The 18,223-nt window shown below is 46.8% G+C and carries 16 protein-coding genes and 2 pseudogenes; 10 read left to right on the top strand and 8 right to left on the bottom strand.

From position 1 onward, the window contains the following. Positions 1-73 precede the first annotated feature (73 nt). Positions 74-1,673 (bottom strand): annotated as a pseudogene (locus K6J72_RS02605) (inorganic phosphate transporter). A 246-nt stretch (positions 1,674-1,919) separates the two neighbouring features. Between K6J72_RS02605 and K6J72_RS02600 the strand changes: the two are divergent. From K6J72_RS02600 to tal, 7 genes are all read left to right on the top strand, one after another. Next, a complete protein-coding gene (locus tag K6J72_RS02600; RefSeq protein ID WP_221280389.1) occupies positions 1,920-3,311 on the top strand; it encodes a protein kinase in 1,392 nt (463 codons plus the stop codon). Positions 3,312-3,324: 13 nt separating this feature from the next. Beyond that, positions 3,325-3,999 (top strand): vWA domain-containing protein, encoded by a 675-nt coding sequence (locus K6J72_RS02595; RefSeq protein ID WP_015106749.1) that lies wholly within the window; start codon positions 3,325-3,327, stop codon positions 3,997-3,999. Continuing rightward, positions 4,000-6,498 carry a protein phosphatase 2C domain-containing protein gene (locus K6J72_RS02590; RefSeq protein ID WP_221280388.1) on the top strand — a complete coding sequence of 833 codons (2,499 nt, stop codon included), beginning with the start codon at positions 4,000-4,002 and terminating at the stop codon, positions 6,496-6,498. It abuts the gene before it with no gap. A 77-nt stretch (positions 6,499-6,575) separates the two neighbouring features. Then, positions 6,576-6,845: a NifU family protein gene (locus tag K6J72_RS02585; protein WP_221272433.1), complete on the top strand. Its 270-nt coding sequence runs from the start codon at positions 6,576-6,578 to the stop codon at positions 6,843-6,845. A gap of 7 nt (positions 6,846-6,852) precedes the next feature. Beyond that, on the top strand, positions 6,853-7,461 hold the full coding sequence (locus K6J72_RS02580; protein ID WP_221280387.1) for a histidine kinase: 609 nt from the start codon (positions 6,853-6,855) through the stop codon (positions 7,459-7,461). Continuing rightward, positions 7,458-8,786: a UDP-N-acetylmuramoyl-L-alanyl-D-glutamate--2,6-diaminopimelate ligase gene (locus K6J72_RS02575; protein WP_221280385.1), complete on the top strand. Its 1,329-nt coding sequence runs from the start codon at positions 7,458-7,460 to the stop codon at positions 8,784-8,786. Before K6J72_RS02580 ends, K6J72_RS02575 begins: the two co-directional genes overlap by 4 nt. Positions 8,787-8,789: 3 nt before the next feature. Continuing rightward, positions 8,790-9,797, top strand: a complete 1,008-nt coding sequence (gene tal / locus K6J72_RS02570; RefSeq protein ID WP_221280381.1) for a transaldolase — start codon at positions 8,790-8,792, stop codon at positions 9,795-9,797. Here the strand turns inward: tal and K6J72_RS02565 are convergent. Together K6J72_RS02565 and K6J72_RS02560 are read right to left on the bottom strand one after the other, a co-directional pair. Continuing rightward, on the bottom strand, positions 9,777-10,661 hold the full coding sequence (locus tag K6J72_RS02565) for an aspartate carbamoyltransferase catalytic subunit (protein WP_221281073.1): 885 nt from the start codon (positions 10,659-10,661) through the stop codon (positions 9,777-9,779). The genes tal and K6J72_RS02565 overlap by 21 nt on opposite strands. 93 nt (positions 10,662-10,754) lie before the next feature. Next, entirely contained in the window at positions 10,755-11,645 is an 891-nt protein-coding gene (locus tag K6J72_RS02560) for an aromatic amino acid transport family protein (RefSeq protein ID WP_221280379.1), read from the bottom strand. Between the two features lie 2,405 nt (positions 11,646-14,050). On the opposite strand from K6J72_RS02560, the pseudogene K6J72_RS08265 reads away from it, so the two are divergent. After that, positions 14,051-14,449 (top strand): annotated as a pseudogene (locus K6J72_RS08265) (methyl-accepting chemotaxis protein); the annotation flags it as partial. A 418-nt stretch (positions 14,450-14,867) separates the two neighbouring features. Here the strand turns inward: K6J72_RS08265 and K6J72_RS02550 are convergent. Genes K6J72_RS02550 through K6J72_RS02530 form a run of 5 tightly spaced genes read right to left on the bottom strand, consistent with a single transcriptional unit; the run spans position 14,868 to position 17,490 of the window. After that, entirely contained in the window at positions 14,868-15,080 is a 213-nt protein-coding gene (locus K6J72_RS02550; protein WP_488592940.1) for a hypothetical protein, read from the bottom strand. Then, positions 15,032-15,226 (bottom strand): PIN domain-containing protein, encoded by a 195-nt coding sequence (locus K6J72_RS02545; protein WP_221280371.1) that lies wholly within the window; start codon positions 15,224-15,226, stop codon positions 15,032-15,034. The genes K6J72_RS02550 and K6J72_RS02545 overlap by 49 nt, the downstream gene beginning before the upstream one ends. Beyond that, positions 15,216-16,283, bottom strand: a complete 1,068-nt coding sequence (locus tag K6J72_RS02540; protein ID WP_221280369.1) for a DNA methyltransferase — start codon at positions 16,281-16,283, stop codon at positions 15,216-15,218. Before K6J72_RS02540 ends, K6J72_RS02545 begins: the two co-directional genes overlap by 11 nt. A 51-nt stretch (positions 16,284-16,334) precedes the next feature. Then, positions 16,335-16,676 carry a hypothetical protein gene (locus K6J72_RS02535; RefSeq protein WP_221280367.1) on the bottom strand — a complete coding sequence of 114 codons (342 nt, stop codon included), beginning with the start codon at positions 16,674-16,676 and terminating at the stop codon, positions 16,335-16,337. Beyond that, positions 16,666-17,490, bottom strand: coding sequence for a hypothetical protein (locus K6J72_RS02530; RefSeq protein WP_221280365.1), 825 nt, complete (start codon positions 17,488-17,490; stop codon positions 16,666-16,668). The genes K6J72_RS02535 and K6J72_RS02530 overlap by 11 nt, the downstream gene beginning before the upstream one ends. Before the next feature lie 147 nt (positions 17,491-17,637). Between K6J72_RS02530 and K6J72_RS02525 the strand changes: the two genes are divergently transcribed. Beyond that, on the top strand, positions 17,638-18,006 hold the full coding sequence (locus K6J72_RS02525) for a baseplate J/gp47 family protein (RefSeq protein ID WP_221280363.1): 369 nt from the start codon (positions 17,638-17,640) through the stop codon (positions 18,004-18,006). Beyond that, positions 17,999-18,220, top strand: a complete 222-nt coding sequence (locus K6J72_RS02520; protein ID WP_260320643.1) for a hypothetical protein — start codon at positions 17,999-18,001, stop codon at positions 18,218-18,220. Before K6J72_RS02525 ends, K6J72_RS02520 begins: the two co-directional genes overlap by 8 nt. Positions 18,221-18,223 lie beyond the last annotated feature (3 nt).

Genomic DNA, 18,223 nt, shown 5'->3' with positions numbered 1-18,223 from the left:
CTCTCCTTAAAATTAGCCTAACACACCCTATTTTATAATCTATTCCACAAAAAATAATTAACAGACAACAAGCCTAAAGTCTCTCGACAATGTTGAATGTGTCTATTAAATAGTAGCCTAAAGCCCCAAGCAGGGCGGAAATGGGCACCGTGATGAGCCATGCGGTGATGATTTTTTTAATCACCGAGCGCTTCACCAGCTCGCTTTTATAGGCTTTCTTTAAGTGCTTGCGCTCTTTCTTGCTAAGGCCCACGGTGTACTCTAAGGTGTTGTTTTCTTTTTGCAAGGTTTTTAAGTAGGCGAGCATCTCTTTTTTCTGTTTGGGGTTGGCCTTTTCAAAGCGATCCAAGAAGTTCTTGATCACGCCCGCGTCTTCGCCGTGGTGCGCGTCTAAAATCATTTGTTTCATCTCAAAGAGCCGTTTTTGCAAAAACTCACGCAAAAAGCCCACCCCAAAGACCGCCCCGATGGTGATGTGGGTGGAGCTCACAGGCAAGCCCAGCTTAGACGCAAGTAAAACGGTGATCACAGTCGCCATTGCAATACAAAAGGCCTGCATTTTGTCCAATTCGGTGATTTCATTCCCCACGGTTTTTATGAGCCTTGGGCCATACAAACTAAGCCCCGTGGCGATGCCAAGCCCCCCGATGAGCATGATCCACAAGGGGGCATAGGCTTTGGTGGGGATGGCGTGGTGTCCCCACTCTTGCAAACTTTGCACAATGGCAGCCAGCGGCCCCACGGCATTTGCCACATCATTAGCCCCATGCGCAAAGCTAAGCAAAGCGGCGCTAAAGACTAAAGGCAGAGTAAAAAGCGTGTGCACGCTTTCTTTGTTGTTGGTTAGGTGTGGCAACTTAGAAGCCACATAACCTCTAAAGGCACTGTAGGCGAGCAAGCCCACCCCCACGCTTAAAAGCAGTTCATTCAGTCCCCCTAAAGAAAAGCGCAAGACCTTTGCCAACATATACCAAGTGAAGGCTAGCCCCATCGCCCCCACCACTAGAGGCATCGCCTTGAAGGCCGCGCTCTTTTTATCCTCCCGATCGCTGATGCTCTGCTTAAACAAGACCATAAGCCCCATGGCAATCCCCCCGCCCATCACAGGCGAGATGATCCAACTTGCCACGATCCCGCCCAAAAATTGCCAATCCACAGCTCCAGCCCCCAGCCACCAGCCCCGCCCCAAGCACCCCGCCCACAATGGAGTGTGTGGTCGAAACCGGCGCACCTATGGCCGTGGCTAAGTGCAGCCAAATTGCCCCAGAGAGCAGAGCTGAAAACATCATCCCGACAAAAATCGTGGTGTTTTGGATGTGCTCAGGGTCGATGATCTTGCCCTTAATGCTCTGCACCACTTCACTACCGGCCAACACCGCGCCTAGCACTTCACACAACGCCGCCATTAAAATCGCCATGCCCAAAGTGATCGCCTGAGAGCCGACCAGCGGGCCGACATTGTTGGCGACATCGTTTGCCCCGATATTCATCGCCATATACCCCCCCACAACTGCGCTTAAAGCCAGCAAGGGGAGATGTACGGGCGTGTGGCTGCAGATGAGTGCCAAGCCCGCCGCCACCACAACAAACACAATGGCTAAAGTGATCTTGACATTATCTCTTTGGAGTTCTTTAAAGGCCTTTTGGATAGAACCGCTTGTTTTAGATTTCATGGGCAGCTTTCATTGATGGCTAGGACTTTAATATAAAAATCTCTAAGAAACGCTTAAACATAACACTTAAAGCCCTTAGCTTTTTTACGCCCCTAATATTTTATTAGCGTTTATTATTGTTTACCAAGTGTAAAAATCTGTTAACTTTTGCCCCTTGTGGTTTACTTTATTGTGCTATTCTCACCCATTCACCCATTCACGAGACGGGGGCGGATAGGGGGGATCGGGGCTTAGGAGTTTGGTTGTATGCAAAACCCTGATTTAGCCACCTTGATCCAAAGCCACGATGTGCTCTTGATCGATGAGAGTGCACTTGTAGAGGGGGCGTTTTGGAAAATCTACAAAGACAACCTCCAAAAAATCCTACAAAAAACCCAAAAGAAAATCGGGGTCCCCGAAGATGTCCTAGAGCGGATCAACGACCAACGCACAGACGATGCCCGTTACCAAAAGGCATACAATAGGTATCTTTCCATCCAAAAGGAGATCGTCAGCGTGCCGGGCAAACTCACAGAAATCATCAAAGCCACCAAAAACCTGCTTTTCACGAGAAACACAGCCCTTGCCAACATCGCTACCCGTTTTAAACAAAGCACAATCCTTTTTCTCTCCAACAGCAAAAAACGCTTGGAGTTTTACATTGCTAAAGCCAAAGAGGACATCAGCAAACCCAAGCACAAAACCCCCCACACCTCTCAAGGTAAATTACACATCAGTGCAGTCCCACAAGAGGGGCAAGATGTCTATTACGACCACAATGGCAAGCAACACAGCGTAAGGCTCGCCCAAGAGTTAGGGCAGGGCGGCGAGGGGATCATTTACACCACCAACACGCCCATGCTCGCCAAAATCTATGGCCACCAGCACAAGAGCATGCAAACCGGGGGCGTGCCCGACTTCACCCCCCAAAAAATCGCCCTACTCACTAAAATTAAAACCAACCAATGGGTGTGTATGCCCACTTGTCTTTTAAAAAACCAACAAGGCGAATGCGTGGGGTATTTAATGCCCAAAGCAGAGGGCAAGACCTTGCAACATATTTTGGGGGGGTCTAAAGATGTCAAGCAACACATCCCTAACTGGAATTTAAAGGACCTTGTCCGCCTGTGCATGAGCTTTTTAAAAACCGCCCAATCTCTGCACGACAAGGGGATTTTAATCGGCGACATCAACCCCAATAATCTCATGTTCACCCAAAATGCGGAAATGTTTTTCATCGATTGCGACAGCTACCAAGTGGACAAATACCCCTGCCCTGTGGCTGACCCGGCTTATCTCGTCCCCGAGCATTCTGGCAAGCACATGAGCCAAGTGATGCGTACCAAGAGCGATGAATACTATGCCATCGCCTGCTTGTTGTTTGTGATCCTCACTTTGGGCATGCACCCCTACAACCACAAGGGCTTAGGCAGAGATGAGGCGATGAGGCAGGGGGCATTCGCCTACCCCTTAAAGGGAGGGGACATGTCTTTTGTGCCCAATGAAAAGGCACGAGATCAATGGGTACGCCTCAGTCCCAAATTGCAAGAGTATTTTTACGAGAGCTTTCAAAAAGGGGGTAAGTTTTTTGCACCTAAAAAACGCCTCCCCCCGATCAAGTGGCTCGATGCTTTGAATAAATTCCACCAACAACTTTAAGGAAAGGATGACCATGAGTGATTTAGATACAGAATATGAAAACGACTTAGCCGACAACCCCACCAAGCGGGTGCCCGTGTGCCTTTGCTTAGACACGAGTGGCTCTATGAGCGGTGCGCCCATCAGCGAGGTCAATCAAGGCGTGGATTTGTTTTACCAAGCGGTCAATGACCACCCCATTGCCAAACAATCTGCCGATGTGTGCATTGTAACCTTTGGGGATTGTGGGGTGCGTTTGGTGCAAGACTTCCAAAGCATCCGCGATGAATCCGCCCCTAGGTTTAGTGCCGATGGGGGTACGCCCATGGGTGAGGCGGTGAATGAAGCCCTAGACCGCCTAGAGGAACGCAAGCAAGAGTATAAAGACAATGGTACAGAATACTTCCAGCCATGGCTGGTCATCATCACCGATGGAGCGCCCACGGACGACATCAGCAGTGCTTGCAAACGCACCAGCGACATGGCAAACAATAAAAGACTCACCATTTTCCCCATCATTGTGGAGGGGGGCGATGCGGGCATTTTAGGGCAATTTTCGCCCAAGAACCCCCCCGTTAAACTCAAAGGTTTGAATTTTAAAGAGTTCTTTAAATGGCTGGCGGCCAGTGTCGCCGTGGTGTCGCAATCACGCCCGGGGCAAAAGGTCGCCTTGCCCCCCAAAAACGAATGGGAAGAATTGGAAGTTTAAATGGATAAATGGTATGTCATCGGGCATGCCGTGCAGGGTAGGGGGCATGCACTAGAAAGCCCACCCACTCCATGCCAAGATAAAATTTACCCCCCAAAACCCACCACCTACGGCACCACAGGTGAGAGTGTTTTCATTGGTTTAGCCGATGGGGCGGGCTCGGCAAAATTCTCCCATTTGGGGGCGGCAAGAACTTTAGAAGTCGTGGCACAAGAGCTAAGCCAAGACTTTGCAACCTACCTTAACATGCCAAACCAAGCTAAGATGAGCGCCACGCTCTTAGAGCACATTTTGCAAGCCTTGCAAGAGCTTGCTATAGAACAGACAAGTACACTCCAAAGAGATAAAAGCGACATTGAGGGCATTTTCAACGCCCTTTTAGAGGAAGCACAAGAGCTTTTAAAGTGGCAAGAAGCACACCACCTGCCCTTAATGCAGGGCGTGCAAAGTGTGCAAGAGAGCTTTAGCCAAGATCAAGAAAGACGCAAGGAAAACGCCCAAAGGGCCATTAAAACCGCCCTAGAGGGCATGGCAGAGAAAATCAAGAATTTACAAGGGGGCTTTAGCGGCGAGGCTTACCAGCTCCGATTTAGCCCACTTAAAGACAGACTAGAAACCTTAAAAGCAGAGATTAGGGAAGCGGATTTTACGCTGTTTAGTGCTGCCAACATCAAAGAATTGTTCAAGGAAACCGCCCCCATAGAAAAACGCTACTATAAAATCAAGGACAAAATCGCCGAACACATCGATAAAATCAAAAATAAACGCAAGAGTTTGATTAAAATGTGTTATCAAGGGTTTTTGGATTTTATAGGCATGGAGGCTGAGGAGTCCTATGGAGTGGAGAGCCAACTTTATAGTCTTAAGAATGCTTATGTTTTTAAACCAAATTTGACCTCCTTAAACCTGCCCTCTAAAGACCTCAAAAGCTACAGCACTGAGCGGATCAAAAGCACTCTGAAAACCCATAAAAATACCCTCAAAGCACAAATCATGCGTTGCTTTGAGGCGTATAAGGCGTTTTTAGACAAGGTGGATGGGCTTGATTTGAAGGAGTGGAATGAGGATAATTTAGAGGATTTACGCAACATTGTAACCACCAATGGGGGCAAAGAACATAAAAAGCACATCCAAGACATCCAAGCACACATCCAAAAAGCCACCACCACCGCCCAAAACTATAAAAAAGACTTGCTAGAGCAACTGGGCACTAAAGAACAAGAATACACCCACTTAAGAAGGCGTTTTGAGAGTCTAAAAGGCGATGTCTTGAATTTGGAGGGGGATTTAAAGCACACGCTGGACAGACTGCAAACCAAAATCAAAGCCCTAAACCCCCCTTATACGCTCTCAGGGGTGCAAAATCTGCTCTTATCCAAAGCCAACTTGCAAAAGGATTTTACCCTTTATGAAACTTACGCCAAAGACAGCACAACACTTAAACACGATTTGCAAAGTTTAAATTTAAGCCTGCCCCCTCAAGCCATAAAACCCCTTAGCCATGTGCGTGCGAGCCTAGAAAAGTCTAAGGATCGACTAAACACCCCCACCCCCACCAAAGAGTTTTTAAGTGCCCCTAGAGCCAAGGGATTTTTAGAGCATGCCAACACCCTAGAGAGCCAAGCCAAAGAGTGGCAAAACCTACAGAAACGCCAACAACAGCTAGAAAATTTTGTGGAGCAGACAAAAGCCCTAGAAAAAACCCTAAAAGAACACCTAGAGACATTTGGGGTTTGTTGTGCTCACTTGCACGAGGGCGTGAAAAAGCTCCAAGCCCAAAGCCTTTGGCAGACCAAAGACTTAAGACCCTTAAACAACCTCCCCCTAGACGCGTCTAAGAGCAAATTAGAACACGCCCTACACAAAGAAAAAGCCCTCATACAACAATTTAACCAAGAGTGGCATCAATCCATCATCCCCACCACCCTCCCCAAAATCACCCTCAAAGACAATCTCCAAAAACTTTATGACAGCATCCAAAACAAGGCGTGCTCTTTGCATGATTTGGCTTCGACCTTGCTGGCGGTGGCGGTGCAGGGCGATGATTATTTATTATTGCACTTGGGCGATGGGGTGTGTGGGGTGTTGAAGGGGCGGGAGTTGAAGGTGGCAAGCCACCCGGATAATGGCGCATTTAGCAATGAAACCACTTTCACCACTTCCAAAGACGCTCCTTTTAGCATGCGGATTTTTAAAGGCAAATTAAGCGAGAAGAATTTCACGGGCTTTGTGCTGATGTCCGATGGGGCGGGCGAGTCCTTTTACAAAAACAAAGAGCGTACTTTAGTCCCCCTATTGCAAGATTACATGAATGTCGCCCGTGTGCCGGGCATGCAAGAGGGTGTGCAAGGGGCTTTAGAAACCCTATTAGAAAAACGCGTCAAAGAAAAGACCTTTGACGATTGCAGTGTCATCGCTTTGGTGCTAGAAAGTGGCGACCCCTTAAGCGCAACTGAGAAGAAATTACAAGCTAAAATCACAAATACCCCATCAAATTAAGTCTTTACGCCGCCATTTAACGGGGTAAACAATGTTTAGGGTATATTGCGTTATAATGAAAGCTTTGGAGGTGCTTTATGGTTTTTAGCGATGCAGAATTACAAAAACCCGTGGAGCTAGCCCTAGAGAAAATCCGCCCCATGCTTTTAAGGGATGGGGGCGATGTGGTGCTCTTAGGCATTAAAGAGGCAAAGGTGTATGTGAGCTTAGAGGGGGCGTGCAGGGGCTGTGCGTCCAGCGCCAACACCCTAAAATTTGGCATTGAGCGGTGCTTGCAAGAGGAAATCCACCCTGACATGCAAGTTGTGCATGTGTCGCCTGAGCGCTACAAAGAGCTGTTTTCTTAAGTCCTTTATGACAAATGACCCTAAGAAGCGTACCTTTTGCACGCAAGGCTACAAGGCGTTTTTACACAAAGAATACCCTAGGGCGGGGTTTTTATTCGGGCAGGCGTTGTTCTTAGACCCGATGGACTCGCACGCCAAGATCGGCCTGCTTTTAAGCGACATTGCCCTAGACTTCCCCAAAGAGGCACACAGCTTTTACGAGCTGTACCAAAGCTTGTTAGATTCCCAGCCCCGCCGTTATAAACTGAGTATCCAGCACCAAATCCTAGATTTGATTGCGTCTTTTGACGAGAGTTTGAGCAAAATGGCGCAGGCATTCAGTGCAGAAAACCAACTCAAAGCCGAGAGTTTGGAGGGGATTTTATACGCTGACTTTAAAAAAATGTGTGTCGGCAGGGACTTTAAGGAAGTCTTTGAGAACTTAATGTTTAGCACAAAAGTCATTTTTGACAGGAAAGAGGACTTTTACGAGTTTTTAGACAGCCTTGTAGAAAATGGTTTTTACGACATGTCCATCTCTTACATTGAAAACATGCGTGAATTGCTGTGGTATGATAAAAGGGTTGCGCACATTTTGCAAAAAGCCCTAGAGCTAGAAAAGCAAACCAAAAAATGAAACACTTTTACCCCATCGCCCACAACGCCCAAAACTTCACCCACTTGAGCGAGGACACAAGAGAGCTAGACACGAGCACCCTTTTAGTGCAAACCCCCAGCAATGCTCCCTTCGTGCAAGCACATTTAGCCAAAGAGCCTAAAACGCCCACCATCCACGCCCTAGAGCTTTACAAGCTTTTAAACTTAAACCTTAAGATTGTCGGCATCACGGGCACCAATGGCAAAACCACCACCGCAAGTTGCATTTATTCACTGCTTTTAGATTTGGGGCACTCCTGTGCTTTGCTGGGCACTCGGGGGTTTTTTATCAACGACAAACGCCTTAAAGAAAAGGGTTTAACCACGCCGACCTTACTAGAGCTGTATATGGACTTAGCTAAGGCACAGGCTGAAGGCGTGGACTACTTCATCATGGAGGTAAGCTCGCATGCGATCGCCCAAGAGCGCATTTTGGGTTTGGAGTTTATGGCACGGGTGCATACCAACATCACCAGCGACCATTTAGACTACCACCACGACCTAGAAACTTATAGAGCCGTGAAAAACTCTTTTTTTCAAGGCGAGGGGCTTAAAATCATCAATAGAGATGACCCCTTTGTGCGTTTTAACCCCACCAATGCCTACGGCTATGGCTTGGAGCACAAGAGCCATTTAAGCACGGACGCTTACAGCCTGCACCCCAGCTTAAGTGCGCATTTAAGCTTCAAGCCCACCCCCAAAGCCCCCCCAGAACATTGCTTGCTCCACTCCCCCCTAATTGGCCGCCACAATCTTTATAATCTTTTGGGGGCTGTACTTTGCGTGCGCTTGATCACCGATAAACCCCTAGAGGACATTTGCGCCTGTGTGCCAAACTTCTTAGGCGTGAAGGGGCGTTTAGAAGTGGTGCATACCAGCCCCTTAGTGGTGGTGGACTTTGCCCACACAGCCGATGGCTTCACGCAGATTTTTAGCAGCTTTAACGGACAGAAAGTTAAAGTCGTCTTTGGGGCAGGGGGCAACAGGGATAAAAGCAAACGCCCTTTAATGGGGCAGGTGGCGGTAACCCATGCCCTAAAAACCTACATCACCAGCGACAACCCCAGACACGAAGACCCCCTAGACATCATCAAGGACATCCTAGAGGGCATCCCTGAAAACAAACGCCCTAGCGTGGTGATAGAGGCGAACCGCCAAAAAGCGATTGAGCTCGCCTTAAGCGAGCTTAAAGAGGACGAAATTTTATTGATTTTAGGCAAGGGCGATGAGAATACACAAATCATCGGCGATGCCTTGCACCCCTTTAAGGATTGCCAAGTGGTGCGGGCATTTTACAAGGATTAGGACATGCAAGACTTTTATTTGTGGTGTGATTTCATTGAGCGGGATTTTTTAGAAAGCGGGTTTCAAACCCTTTTAAAGCAGGGGCAGATTGTGGGGGCGACTTCTAACCCGGCGATCTTTGCTAAGGCTTTGGAGTCTAAGGCGTATCAAACGCAAATCACGGAGCTGAAAAACGCCAAAATGGGGGCAAAGGACATTTATGAGCATTTAGTCATTGCCGACATTAAAAGGTGCGCTGAAATTCTCTTGCCCCTTTGGGAGAAAAACAAGGCCACGGGCTACATCAGCCTAGAGATCGACCCCTTTTTAGCCGACAAGGTGGGGGCGAGCGTGGCAGAGGCGCGGGCGTTGTTTGGGCGTGTTAATATGCCCAATGTGATGATTAAAATCCCCGCCACCGATGCAGGGCTAGAAACGATGGAACATTTAGCCAAGGACAAGAATATCCCCCTAAATGCGACCTTAGTCTTTGATGCCAAAAGGGCTAAGGATTGTGCCCTTGCGCTCAAAAAAGCCCCTATGGGTGTGGTGAGCGTCTTTGTTTCAAGGCTGGATACTTTAGCCAATCCGCTTTTACAAGACAAGGCTAACCGCCTAAGCTCTAGCACACAAGCCACGCTTTTAAACCAATTTGGCATCGCCAACGCCCTAGAGTGCTATGACAAAATCCAAAGCGTGGGGGCAAACCATGTCTATCCCCTTTTTGCCAGTGTGGGCACGAAAGACCCTAATTTACCCAAAGACTACTATTTACAAGCCCTAAATCTCGAGCATAGCATCATCACCGCCCCCCTAGAGGCTCTTAAAGCCTATTATGAAACCCCTAGCATGCCCATTACCCCAAATAAGCATATCAAAGAAACCATACAAGATTTGGGTTTAGACTTAGACGAAACGCCACAAGATCGCGATTACATTAACTTCAATCTAGGCAGGGACTCGCTTTTATTTCCGGGGCTTAAAGCCTTTGAGGACGCGTTTAGTAAACTCTTAAAGGCTTTGGGTCAATAAGGCTTCGATCAACGCCATACGCATCACCACGCCGAGTTTCACCTGCTCTAAAACTTGACAGCGAGGGTCGCTTAAAAGCTTGTCTTCAATGTCAATGTTGCGGTGCACGGGCCCGGGGTGCAACACCACGATTTCTTTTTTTAGCATGGAGGCTTTGAGGCAGTATTGATAGGCGTAGTCTTGCAAAGAGCCATAGGTTTGCAAAGAGTGCCGTTCGGTTTGGGTGCGTAGGCTCATCACAATGTCTGCCACTTCTAGGGCTTCTTGTAGATCGTGGGTGTAGTCAAACGAAGTCTTAGGCAGAAAATGGGGGGGAGCGACTAAAAGGGGCTTGAGCCCAAAGCGGGGCAAGAGGGCGAGATTGCTGTTAGCCACCCTTGAGTTTTTAATGTCGCCCACAAAGGCAATGGTTTTGCCCTGCAGTTGCCCCTTAAAGTGCCTATGCAGGGTGAGTAAATCTAAGAGGGCCTGGGTGGGGTGGGCAAACGCCCCACTACCCGCATTGACTAGGGGGGTGTCTAGGTGCTTGGCTAAATAGGGCAGGGCACTTGAGTGGTGGTGGCGGATGACAAATAAGTCGATGCCCATGGCCTGCAAGTTATAGAGCGTGTCTAGCAAGCTCTCGCCCTTTTTGGCGGAGCTGGTTTGCACGCTGAAGGTGTTGAAGTGGGCGTTTAGGCGGGCGGTGGCGGTTTGGAAGCTCGCCACCGTGCGGGTGGAATGCTCGAAAAAGAGGGCGGTAACGCTCTTATGGTGCAAATCGGGGGTTTGTTGGCTCTTGTCTAAAAACCCATTGGCTCTTTTTAGCAAGGCTAAAACTTGTGTATCGTCTAAATCCTGTGTGCTGATGAGGTGTTTTAACATAGGGGCGATTGTAAACAAAAAAGCGTAAAAGTGTGCTTTAGATAGTGTCGATTAGCCACTGGGCTTTGTAAATCTTAAACCCTATGAGATTGCTTAAAACAATTTATAGATGGCGGTGGAAATGGTGATTAAACCAAAGCACAAAATAAACAGGTTTTGCCATAAATTTTTATATTTGTGCAGCTGCGGGAATTTATAAATGGCATAAAGGGGCATTAAGTAAAGGATGATGGCTAAAATGGGGCCACCGATGTTCTCAATAATCTCCAACACGCTGGGATTTTTATACGCCACACACCAAGCCACAAGAAAGGTCAGCAAGGCGGTGGTTTTATTTGCATTAGATGGAGAGATTTTTTGTTTTGTGGCATAAAACAAGATGCGATTCAAGCCTTCGCGTGCCCCCAAATAATGCCCGAAAAAAGATTTTCCCATCGCCACAAAGGCAATGACGGGCGCAACCAGCGCAAAAGTTTTCATGTCTTTAAAATGATTGGCTAGATAAGACAAAATGGGGAGATTCTGTTCTTTAGCCCCTTTAACCACCACCTCTTCACCAAAGCTCACCACGAACATCAAAATACCCACCGCAAAAAAAGAAAGCAACAAACGGTTAGGCTCTGCCAATCCTAATTGATTCACGAAAAAACTACTGATGTTATTGGTGATCCCCACACTATACACGAGCAAAATAGGAAAAATGGCAAAAAAATAAAGAAGTGTGAGTAAAACCCCCCCAAATTTGCCAAAATAATTTTCCCCCACTATGGTGATGTCATCGCTCTTGTCTGAGCCCCCCAGCACAAAGTGGCACAAGGCACGGTGTGTCAAAAAAGTTAGAGGAAACGCCAATACGAGCATCACAATCAAGGGGATCAACCCCCCCATCCCCGCATTGATGGGCAGAAACAACACCCCAGCACCAATGGCTGTACCATAAAGGCTTAACATCCACATCGTATCTGCTTTATTCCATTTTGCCATCACATCTCGCCTTGAATTTTTTGCAAACAGGTATGATAGTCTATTTTTATGGAGAACAAATTGAATTGTTGAGACTTTTTTACAAAAATAGACCTAAGATTCTACTATTTGTATATTTAAAGTCATCAAAATCCGCTCATTCCATGCGATCATCGATGCAAATTACCCTTGCGATCAAGGTGCAAACCCCATCAACCAAAATCTCTAGCGATCGCCCAAAACATCTTAAATGGTGTTAACCCCTATAACCTGCCTACGCTCTTTGGAAAATCATGGCAGGGTTGTGGATTTTATGCCCTGTGTTTTCTACAGAGCTTGTGCTGGGCTCTATGTTGCCCCTTACGCCCTAAAGCCCCAGCTTTAGCTAAGCGGATAGCTGGCTAGCTTAGCAATCTTGTGCCAATATCTGCCCTGCGATCAAGGGGTGATGCCCTTGGGGTTTTAGATGTCAACCTTGGCCATGAGAAACACAAGACTCCTAGCGGAGCGCCCCTGTTTGAAGCCATGATTTTTGGCTAAAGCTTAAATCTCCTAACCTCAGTTATGGGGAGGGTGTCAAAGCGTTGTTTGGGAGGAGTGGCCTTCCATTAATTGCCATTAAATTAAGATATGTTGTCTAAAATCATGAGAGCGGTAAGAAGCTGTGGCTCGATTTTTGCTCTTCCCCCTCGATATGTTCATGTTGAGGGCATGCCAACCGCTTCCCATGTTTAATCTATGCAAAACGGAGGATATTTATGTCTTTTCTTAAAAACCTCAAACTGGGTGCAAAAACGGCTTTAGCCATTTCCTCGATTTTGGTTTTATCATTTATGGTCTTAGGCGTGTACTACATCAAGGAGATCACGAGTGTACTGGTTAAAAACGCCAACGACACAGTGCAAGTCCGCGCCACAAACAAAGCCATAAGCATCTCTTTAGAACTTAAGAGCGTTAAGGAAACTTTGGAGAGTTACGCCAATTATTTTTCAGAAGATGGCTATGCCTTCATCAAAAACTCGGGCGGGACAGAAATTTTAGACAATGTCCGTAAATTGTGTGTCCATAGTGATTTTGTACGCGGGGCATTCTTAGTTTTGCTTAAAAACAATAAACCTGTATCCAGTTATGAAGTTGCCCAAAAACACGATCAAAGCTTGGTCGTGCAAACCAATGACTCAGATGTCCTAAACTCTGCCATCGTGTCCAAGGTGATCCAAACAAAAGCCATGAACCGTACCGTTAGCGATCCAACAACCTTGCCTGGAGGGAGCGTCTACTTTGGCTTCACCATGGCTACCCCTATTTTTGATAGCCAACACCATTTGAAAGCCGTTGTTGGCCTCTTTGTGAGTTTTGATTACATCCAAGAACGCTACTTCCCCCAAAATACAGGGGAAAATGGATTTTTATTAGGCTCGAGGGATCGCATTTTTGCCATTAACCGCAACCATAAGCTACAAGGACTGGTGTTCACTAAGGTGATGCAAGCTAAAGAGGCCCAATCCGTTGTGGACTTTAGAAAAAACGCGCACCCGGGCGATAGCCTCATCACCTCCTTTTACTCCCATGTTTTGCACGAACAAATCATTTTGTCCCTGCATGCGTTTAGGCCCTATGACGAACTCATGGATCATAACTGGGTGATAGGTTCGGCCATCACAAAATCACAGGTCTATAACCATGTCCACCATGTGCAATTCACGATCGTTGGCATTGGTCTCATCACCTTGATCATTTCCATTTTTGTGATGAATTTTTATGTCCGCTTGCAAATCGTGGCGCGTGTCCATAAGGTGGTGGCCACGCTCAACAGCTTTTTTAGACTGCTCAATCACGAAGAAAATGTCCAGTTAGAAATCTACCATTCCACCCAAAAAGACGAAATAGGGTGGATGCTTAACTCCATTAACTCCAACATCACTAAGATACAACAAGTTTTCCATGACGACAATGCCGCTGTTGTGGAGACCACACAATTAGCCCTAGGTGTCCAACAGGGCATCATTGTCGCCAAAGAAGCGCAAAGCAAAGCAAACACACCCAAACTCTCCGAGCTCATCAAGGTTACACACTCGATGGTGGAGAGCCTAGAAAAGGGTGTGGGTTCGGATTTGAATAAGATCTTATCAGTGGTACACGCCTACCAAAATTTAGATTTCACCCCACAAATTCAAGGTGCAAAAGGGGAGATCGAGATGTCCATTAACCAGCTGGGGGCTGAAATCATCGATATGTTAAACACCTCCCTAGCTTTTGCCAACCAACTCAACACCAAAGCCTTAGATTTAAAAGAGAGTATGGAAAGACTTTCCTCGAGCTCAACCAAACAATCTGCCCAAATCAAACAAGCCACACAAAACATTGAGAGCATCACCCAAAACATCACCGGCGTGAGCGCAAAGAGCGATGAGATGATCACCCAAAGCCAAGACATCAAAAGCATTGTGGAGATCATTAGAGACATCGCCGATCAGACGAACTTATTGGCCTTAAACGCTGCCATTGAAGCCGCACGGGCGGGCGAGCACGGACGGGGCTTTGCAGTCGTGGCTGATGAAGTGAGAAAACTAGCCGAACGCACCCAAAAGTCTTTGAGCGAGATCGAAAGCAATATCAATGTGTTGCTCCAAAGCATCGCCGACAATTCAACAGCCATTAAGGCACAAGCCTCTGCGGTGCTAGACATCAATAAATCCATGGGGCAATTTGACGCGAGTTTGGCACATAACTTAGACATTGCCCAAAATTGCTTAGACATCAGCCAAGAGATCGAACACATCGCGGGCGACATCTTAGAAGACACAGGAAAGAAGAAGTTTTAAGCCTTCTTGGCAGAAATCCCACTCGTCTTTAGCGGGTGGGATGAATGCCACTAATTCGTGATACAATATCTCCATACATTTGTATCTACGGCAGGAAGTGCCGAAAGTTACGCCTTTGGAGATACGATGTGTGAGACCTGTAGGGAATGCGTTGGAGCTCAAACTCTGTAAAATCCCTACTATAGGGCACAGAGCGAGAACCAAACTCTCCCTACGGGCAACATCGGCCAAGGAAGCCAAAATGTCTTTAGCATTTGGGTACTTCACTAGGAATCCGTTTTACAGACCCATAAAATCACACTGCCAGGGTGTAACTTTCGGCACTCCCTGCGCAAGATGCGGATGTGTGTGAGCACCACACCACGCATGGGGTGGCATCCACCCCCCCCCACCTGCTAAAACAAATGAGTGGCGTTTGCTAAGGGGGATTGCCAAAGAGCTTTAAACGGCTTCTTAGGGTTTTGGAGTGTGGGTGAGATTGTTTGTCCAAAATGCCACAATTTTGCAGTAATCTAAATTTGTTCTTTTTCTGTCCGCTGGACTTTAAAATCTCATAGCATGGCTCTTTAGCCACTAAGTTTTTTACCAGCACTTCCATAAAGTTGCCAAATTGGATGCCCATGCTCTGCAAAAGTCCGCCCAAATGCGAAACTTTGTGGGGATGAAGTGGAGTTTTTGGCTGTGTCTTTGCGTGAGCTCTGCAATTTTAGAGTCTAGGCAATTTTGTAAAATCTCTTGCACGCTGGCATGGATTAGGGCTTGGTAGTCATTTAGCATGGTTGTCCTTGTCATACAAATAGCGCAACTCATTTAAGGGGATCAACTCCCCCCTATGGTGGGTGTAGAAATAGTCCCAGCCATTGTGGTTGATTTTGTTTAAAAGTTTTGCGCTCATTTTATGGATGGACAAAATAACTCCACTTCCATCTTGCACATGCCCGCTTGCTAAAATTTGACACGCCCTAGCTTTGCTTGGGGTGTATAAGACTTGCCCCACTTGCAAATACCCCGAATCGATTAGGGTTTTCATCGCCACTTTGGGGGGCCTGCTCTCAAACTCTAGGGCACTAAAAGCGTCCATTTTTAGGGGCGTTTGGTCTATGCGCTCTTGTGCGGCCTTAATGTAGGTGGGGTTTTTTTCAATGCCTAAGAAGTTGCGCCCCAAGCGTTTAGCCACCGCCCCCGTAGTGCCCGTGCCAAAGAAAGGGTCTAGCACCAAATCCCCCGGCTTCGTCGCCATTAACAGCAATTTTTCTAAGAGTTTTTCGGGCTTTTGGGTGGGGTGGAGCTTTTGCCCCCTTTGATCTTTAAGCCTCTCAGTCCCCGTGCATAGGGGGATTTCCCAAATGGATTTTTCTTGCTTGCCCTTGTTTAAGGTCTTTAGGGTTTTGTAGTTGAAGGTGAAGGGGGTCTTCTTGTCCTTAGCGCACCAAAGCAAACTCTCATGGGCGTTGCAGAGGCGACTCCCATTGAAATTTGGCACGGGGTTGGATTTTGCCCAAATGATGTCATTAATCACCCAAAAGCCCAAATCTTGCATTAAGCCGCCTAAGCGGTAAATGTTTTGAAACGAGCCTATGGCGCAAATGCTCCCCCTTAGTATGCGCTTGCACTCCCTAAGCCACGCCTCACAAAAGCTGTCGTAATGTGCGAAGTCTTTAAACTTGTCCCAATCCTCAGCCACGCCGCTAAACTTTGCGCCCCCCACTCTTAGTAACTCCCCTGAAGTTTGCATAAAATAGGGCGGATCGGCAAAGATAAAATCCACACTTGCGCTAGGCAAAGTCTTTAAAACTTCGAGGCAATCGCCTTGTAAAATGGTGTTTGGTTGCAAAAAAACCCTTTACTAAAAGGGCTATTGTAGCGGATTTAAAGATCATGCCCCTTAGGGTTGAGACTTAGCCAATGTCGGTGTTGTCGGGGTGTTCTTTAAATGGATGGCCTTTTGTATCTCTGTGATTGCCCGTTCAAATTCCGCCCACACATCGGTGTTTTTAAGATTGAGGGGGATGGGGTCAAGCTCTATTGCGTTTTTTTCTGCGGTATTAGTGAGTCGGATGCCTGTAGGTTCTGCAAATATTGCAAAGTTTTTAATCACAAACTGGCGTTCACCAAACTGCCCATCCTCATATGTGCCTAGCCCCTCCAGCCCTTTTGTTTGGCAATAATGATAAAAGGCATAGCCTAATAAATCCACATAGGGACTTCTCTTGTCTTTAACCTGCAAGAGATAAACCCGCTCCCCCTCCTTCTATTTTAATCCGTCCGCATTTTTTGCTTTGTTTAGCGTTCATGTATGCGAACAATTTCTCCTCTTGCAAAAGGCATTGTTCCCACCAAGACCTTTTGATGAGTTGTTCTCTTTGGAATGTGTACGCGGCAATGATGGAGTGCATTTTTTCAACTAAATCGGCCTTAGAGGTGCCCAACAGACGATCTAAAAGTTTGCAAAAAAAGTAAGTTTCACCGGCTCCATTTATTTTCTTGGCAAACAACTTAAACACGGGATTTCTGTAGCGAAACTCCCCCACTTGGTGGCGGTTGCCAAAAAATTTATTCTCCTCCTCAATGCTGTAATCCCCAAAGCATAACCAAGCCCTTTGCAACACACCTAAATCATTGTCGTTGAGAAAAAAGGTGTCTAAAATATCTATCGTGTGTTTTGCATAAGCTTGGAATTTTTGTAAATTTTCTTCGCCTCCTTCTTTGCTAAAGTCCAATAAAAAGCCCACATAGCCCACAAGATAGCGGTGCTCGCTGGTTCTTTGCAATGCCTCCTCCCAATCCTTAAACTCTTTAGATTCTCGGCTTTTGAGGATCAATTTGGCTTTTCTTGCCTCCAGTTGGTATTGATAAGCTTCAAATTCTTTAGAGTCTTTGGCCAAAAAGGCATAGACACCGTTTTCTGGGTGTTGGCTAGAAAAAGCGTTAGACACAAAATCTAAGATTTTCAAAACCCCTGGGATTTTACCGAGCTGAAAAATAAAATTTTCGACAAGGTGGCGTACCACTCTAAAATAATCCTGTAGGTTTTGGTCCAACTGAGCTTTTGGGTGTTTTTTAAGCACAAAGAGCAATGCGAAAAAATAACAAATTTCTTTATTGTCAAGACCATTGGTGAAAAAATCAGGGCTTGCAAATAGGGGTTTAGAGCCCCAGGGAATTACGACTTAAAAGCGGGGGGCAATGTGGTGCAGGTGGTGGGGGATCGAGAGGGGGCGTGGGACACCACGATCTTAGAAAACATCAATCCACTTATTTTGGGCGTTAAAATTTTGAGTCCCTTTGTCAATTTCCAAGACAACGAAACAGACGAGGCCTTGAAAAAACGCTACACCACTGCTTTAGCCCAATTCTCCACCGCCGGCAGTGCCCTTAGTTATGCCCACTTTGCCAACATCAAGGGCGTGGGCAAAATTAAGGTCATTAGCCTCAATGCCGGGGAGGTCACGATCTACTACACTGCTAAGGACAATTTAGACGCGCCCAAACTCATCAAGGATGCCCTAAAGGGCAACACCCCAAAACAACAAGAGGTGTTTCTATCACTTGACTAGCAAGATTTTTGACACCAACTACGCCAAGCACGCTACACTTTTAGAGTTGGTGTCTGTGGCTTTAGCAGATAGCCGGTGGCATGAAAACGAATGCGACACCATTTACGCCCATACTAAAGAAATGGGCGTATCCGCTGAAAAAGTCGAGCAACTCAAAGAGTGGGTGTTGCAAAACTTTAGGTTCTATCAAGAAGCCCTAGAACTTCCAGCCTAAGAG

This window comes from Helicobacter sp. NHP19-003 (assembly GCF_019703305.1).
GTDB lineage: Bacteria > Campylobacterota > Campylobacteria > Campylobacterales > Helicobacteraceae > Helicobacter > Helicobacter gastrocanis.
Note: the sequence above shows the minus strand (reverse complement) of the source record. Positions and strands in the feature narration are given on the sequence as shown.

Bases quoted from the DNA above. Each gene is read 5' to 3' on its own strand.
- K6J72_RS02600 (WP_221280389.1), top strand. From the start codon at position 1,920: ATGCAAAACCCTGATTTAGCCACCTTGATCCAAAGCCACGATGTGCTC.
- K6J72_RS02595 (WP_015106749.1), top strand. From the start codon at position 3,325: ATGAGTGATTTAGATACAGAATATGAAAACGACTTAGCCGACAACCCC.
- K6J72_RS02590 (WP_221280388.1), top strand. From the start codon at position 4,000: ATGGATAAATGGTATGTCATCGGGCATGCCGTGCAGGGTAGGGGGCAT.
- K6J72_RS02585 (WP_221272433.1), top strand. From the start codon at position 6,576: ATGGTTTTTAGCGATGCAGAATTACAAAAACCCGTGGAGCTAGCCCTA.
- K6J72_RS02580 (WP_221280387.1), top strand. From the start codon at position 6,853: ATGACAAATGACCCTAAGAAGCGTACCTTTTGCACGCAAGGCTACAAG.
- K6J72_RS02575 (WP_221280385.1), top strand. From the start codon at position 7,458: ATGAAACACTTTTACCCCATCGCCCACAACGCCCAAAACTTCACCCAC.
- tal (WP_221280381.1), top strand. From the start codon at position 8,790: ATGCAAGACTTTTATTTGTGGTGTGATTTCATTGAGCGGGATTTTTTA.
- K6J72_RS02565 (WP_221281073.1), bottom strand. From the start codon at position 10,661: ATGTTAAAACACCTCATCAGCACACAGGATTTAGACGATACACAAGTT.
- K6J72_RS02560 (WP_221280379.1), bottom strand. From the start codon at position 11,645: ATGGCAAAATGGAATAAAGCAGATACGATGTGGATGTTAAGCCTTTAT.
- K6J72_RS02545 (WP_221280371.1), bottom strand. From the start codon at position 15,226: ATGCTAAATGACTACCAAGCCCTAATCCATGCCAGCGTGCAAGAGATT.